The sequence below is a fragment of the Mycobacterium sp. genome (assembly GCF_050701675.1).
Lineage (GTDB): Bacteria > Actinomycetota > Actinomycetes > Mycobacteriales > Mycobacteriaceae > Mycobacterium.
On record NZ_JBOGDD010000180.1, the window covers coordinates 1 to 5,085 of the forward strand.

At 71.7% G+C, this 5,085-nt stretch carries 2 protein-coding genes; both read right to left on the bottom strand.

What is annotated here, in order from left to right:
• A partial coding sequence (locus ACRDUX_RS05300; protein WP_526411703.1) for an NAD-dependent epimerase/dehydratase family protein occupies window positions 1-2,119 on the bottom strand: 2,119 nt, incomplete at its 3' end.
• Between the two features lie 6 nt (window positions 2,120-2,125).
• On the bottom strand, window positions 2,126-5,085 hold a 2,960-nt coding region (locus tag ACRDUX_RS05305; protein ID WP_526411705.1), incomplete at its 5' end, for an SDR family NAD(P)-dependent oxidoreductase.

A 5,085-nucleotide genomic window follows, 5' to 3' on the forward strand; every position in this document is an offset into this window, starting at 1 on the left:
CCCCGATCCCGTGCAAGACCTCGCCGCCGCCGAGCCCCGCGGTCGGAGCGACCGCCGGTTGCCAGCGGCCGCTGAACGCCTCCGGTGGGACCAGGTCCCGCAGGGTCAGTTGCTCCGCGCGGCGGCGGGCCACCACGGCGGCGACGTCGGCGGGCGGAGCGTCGAGCTCGTCGACCAGGAGGTAGAACACGTCGTCGACCTCACCGATCTCTCCGGCGTCGACCAGCCTGCGGCCGTACTCGCGCAGCAGACCTCGGAGCACCCAGATCGCGCGCACCATCCGATCGCGGCGGACCTCGCGCTCGCGGATCTGGACGGCGGCGGCCGCGGCGACCGCCCTCGCCCGCAGCGGCACGTCGGGTGGGGCCGGTAGCTCCCTTGGCGCGGCGGTCAACGCCTTGGTCACCATGCGGATCAGCAGGTCGGGATCGTCGGCGTAGGTGGCACTGCGCATCTCGACCTCGCTGGGCCCGCGGTGGCCGATGAGCGCCAGCTCGCGGGTCAGGTCGCCGAAGAAGCCCGGCGCCCGCGACGCCAGCGCCGTCGCGTCGATCTCCGGCTCGGACAGCAGCCGTGCCGCGATCGGGTCGCGCCGCGCGGCGGCCGCCAGCCGGTGCACAGCGCTGAGCGCCTGCGCGCTGACGAGGTCGGATCCGGCCGCGGGCAGCACGTCGTGACCGCACAGGAGCCGAAGCACGACGCCGTAACCGGCGCACAGCAGGATCGACGCCGAGGCGAGCACCCAGCCGTGTACCACGTGGTCGCGGCCGAGCAGGATCAGCTCGCGCAGCCGCCGGTCGTCCAGAGCTGCCGGGTCGGCCGCCGAGAACTCCAGCGTCTCGACGTCGCGGCCGAAGTCCCGCGTGTCGCGCCCCGATCCCGCGGAAAGGCCGATCAGGCAGTTGGCGAACGTCAATCCGCCACGGAGTTGCCGGACGATGCCGCGGGGGGCGACGGGCGGCAGCTGCTCACCGAAGAGCTCCAGGCCGTCCTCGGTGTGCCCGAAGAACCCGGAGAGCACGATCGCCGGGTCGATGAACGGCACGGTGTGCGCCATGAAGTGCCCGGTGGTGATGCCCGCGTACAGCCGGTGGCCGAACACGCCGGTGGTCCGCACCGACATCTCCCGCTGCACCGCCCCGCCAGGGCGCAGTCGCTCGGAGATGACCAGACCCGCCGCGCGTGTGCCCAACACCGTGACCGACGCCGACGACGGGGAGAACGGGCCGGGAAGGGCCTCGGACAGATTGGTGGCGATGAACGCAGGGAAGCGGGGATCGATCGGGGTGTCGAACTCGCCGTTCTCGGTAGCGGGGCCCGCCGCGACGGGCGCGATCCCGTCGGGGGTCGGTGCATCGACGGCCGGAATGTCGAGGACCCGCGGCAGCCGCCACGGAATGTCGTGGACGCCAGCCCCGATCGCAATGCGGCCGCGGCCAGCGAGTGCGAAGTCCGCGACGCACTGCGCGGCGTCGTAGGCCAGCACGAGCGCCGGGTCGGGATTTAGCGTGGGCAGCTCGCGCGCCAGCGGGTTGCTCGGGGCGAGGCGGCGCAGGACCGACGGCGCCCGCAGCACGGGACGTCCGAGGGCCGCGGCGATGGCACGCAGCGAGGTGTGGCCCTCGGCGGCCACGTCGACGGTGCCGCGAACGTCGCCGTCGAGCACGGCGCGGACCAGCACGCGCTCAAGGTCGTGCGGGTGAACCACCTGCAACGGTCGGTCGCCGGACCCGGCGACATCGAGTGCTACCGGCGCGGCGAAGATGCCAAGCGTCGACTCATCGGCGTTGCGGCCCAACACGATTCCGGCCCTCACGTGGATGCCGTCGAATGGCGGCAGAGGGGCGGTGTGCAGAATCGACGATGCCACGACGAGGCGGCCGACTCCGGCAGCGGTGATCGCCGCCAGCAGCGCGTCGTCGTCGGCGCAGTGCACGACGGCGTCGGCGCCGGCCAGTACGGCCGGGCCGAAGTCCGCCGACTCGGTGAAGGCGACTGAGCCCGGCCAGCTCTCGGGACGGCGCGACCCGACGCCGAGGACGTGGTGGCCGAGGCTGACCAGCCGACGCGCGACACCGCGGCCGACGACGGTGTCGACCCCGGTGACGACGATCCTCATCGAGGCCTAGTCGTCATCGTCACCGAACGCGGCCAACAGATCCTGCAGGTCCATGTCCGCGATGTCCTGCGACCGGTCCGGCTCGGCGGACGTCGTGGTCTCGCCGGCGTCGCCCTGGGCCGCCAGGTTCAGCAGCATGTCGAGCACACCGGCCTGGCGGAGCCGCTTGACGGGAATGGTCGCCACCACGCGCTGCAGTTCCTCGTCCACCGAGTTGGTCGCGGGCGCCTGATCGGACTCCCCGACGAGCTGGGTGCGGAAGTGCTCGGCGATCGCCGACGGGTTCGGGTAGTCGAAGATCAGCGTCGGCGACAGCGTCAGACCCGTCGCGGCCTTCAACCGGTTGCGCAGTTCCACTGCCGTCAGCGAGTCGAAGCCATGATCCTGGAAGGCCAGGTCAGGCGCGATGGCCTGCGGCGACGGAAGGCCGAGGACCGTGGCCATGTGCGAACGCACCAGGTCGAGCAGCAGATCGTGCTGCTCGTCGGTCGGCAGCCCCGAAAGCCGTTGCGCCAGAGCCGATCGCGACTGGGCAGCAGCCAACGAGTCGCCGACCTGACGGCGGGACGGCCCCGCGATCAGGTCGATGAACATCGGCGGCAGCGTCCCCGCCGTCGACTTGGTGCGCAACGCCACGCGGTCGATCCGTGCGGGCACCAGGAACGGTTCGTCCACGGTAAGCGCCTCGTCGAACAGCGCGAGCGCGTCCTCGACGGGCAGCGCCAGGATGCCGTCGCGGTTGAGCCGGGCTAGGTCGACGTTCTGCAGATGCCCCGTCATGCCGCTGGCCTGCTCCCACAGCCCCCAGCCAAGCGACATCGCGGGCAGTCCGTTCGCCCGCCGGTGAGCGGCCAGCGCATCGAGGTACGCGTTGGCCGCGGAGTAGTTCGCCTGACCGGACGCGCCGACCAGGCCCGCCATCGACGAGAACATCACGAACGCCGACAGATCGAGGTCCTTGGTCAACTCGTGCAGGTTCCACGCGGCATCGACCTTGGCCCTCAGTACCGCGTCGACCCGATCCGGCGTCAGCGACGTGAGCACCGCGTCGTCGATCACCCCGGCGGTGTGGATCACCGCCGACAGCGCGTGCTGATGGTCGATGCCCGCAAGGCCCTTGCCCAGTGCGTCGCGGTCGGCGGCGTCGGCCGCGATCACCTGTACGTGGGCGCCTGCGTCGGTGAGCTCGGCGACCAACTCGGCGGCGCCCGGTGCGTCGGGTCCGCGGCGGGAGAGTAGAACCAGATGCCGCACACCGTGATTCGCGACGACGTGGCGGGCTACGGACGCGCCTGCCATGCCGGTGCCGCCGGTGATCAGGACCGTGCCGCCCGCCCAGTCGTCGGGCATGGTGAGTACGACCTTGCCGATGTGGCGTGCCTGGCTCAGATGCCGCAGGGCCGCGGGTGCCCGGCGGACGTCCCACGTCGACACGGGCAGCGGGCGCAACGCGCCGGCGTCGCTCAAGGCCGAGACGCCGGTCAGGATCTTCGCGACGCCGTCCGCACCCGCCTCGAAGAGGTCGAACGCGCGATAGCGCACGCCGGGGTGATCGGCGGCAACGGTCGCCCCGTCGCGGACGTCCGTCTTGCCCATCTCGAGGAAGACTCCACCGCGTGGCAGCAGTCGCAGCGACGCGTCGACGAAGTCACCCGACAATGAGTCCAGCACGACGTCGAGGCCGCGCCCAGCGGTCACGCCCAGGAACTTCTGCTCGAAGTCCAGGGTGCGCGAGTCGCCGATGTGGTCGTCGTCGAAGCCCATGTCTCGCAACGTGTCCCACTTACCGCGGCTTGCGGTGGTGAACACCTCCAGGCCCCAGTGTCTGGCCAGCTGCACCGCTGCCATGCCGACACCGCCGGTGCCCGCATGGATCAGCACCGACTGACCCGGCTGCACGTCGGCCAGCCCGCGCAGCGCGAAGAATGCGGTGGCGAAGCCCACCGTGAAGCCTGCGCCTTGCGCGTAACCCCAGTCGGCGGGAATCGGGAGGACGACCCGCGCGTCGGTGACCGCGACCGATCCGGTGCCCTCGGGGAACAGGCCCATCACCCGGTCACCGACGGACACTCCCGTCACGCCCTGTCCGATTTCGGTGACGACGCCTGCGGCCTCGATGCCCATCGCGCCGCCGCCCGGATACAACCCGAGCGCGATCATCACGTCGCGGAAGTTGGCGCCGATGGCGCGCACGCCGACCCGGATGCGACCCGGGGCGAGCGGCTCGTCGGCGTCGGCGATCGGCTGCAGGCTCAGATCGTCGAAGGTGCCGGCCTCCGACACGGTCAGGCGCCACGGGGCGCCGTCCGGTGGCGGGGTCAGCAGTGCCTCGGCGGCGCGGCTCGGCACCACCCGCGCGATGTGCAGGACGCCGTCGCGGATGACCACCTGGGGTTCGCCGACGGCGATGATCGCCTTCACGTCGAGGTCGGCGCCCGCCGGGGCATCAGTATCGACGAGCACGACCCGGCCGGGGTGCTCGGTCTGCGCGGCACGCACCAGACCCCATACCGCGGCACCCGCCAGGTCGGTGACGTCCTCGCCAGGCAGTGCGACGGCCCCGCGGGTGGCGACCACCAACGTCGACGCCTTGGTCGAATCGAAGGGCTCGGTCAGCCAGGACTGCAGGCGCTCGAGCGCCGCGTGGGTGGCGCCGTACACGCCGGGCAGATCGTCGGTTTCGCTTGCCGTCGACGAAGATTCGAACACCGCGAAATCGGCGTCGGCGAAGACCGGCTCGGAGTTCACCGGGGCCGGAGACCACAGCACCTCGAACAGCTCGCCGCCGCTGGTGCCGCCGACCGCGGTGGCCAGCTGTTGGGCGGTCACCGGACGGGCCACCATCGACTCGACCGAGAGCACGGGAAGGCCGAGCCCGTCGGCCAGGTCGATCGACATCGAGCTGGGACCGTTCGGGGCGATCCGCGCACGAATCGCCGAAGCACCCGAAGCATGCAGGGACACCT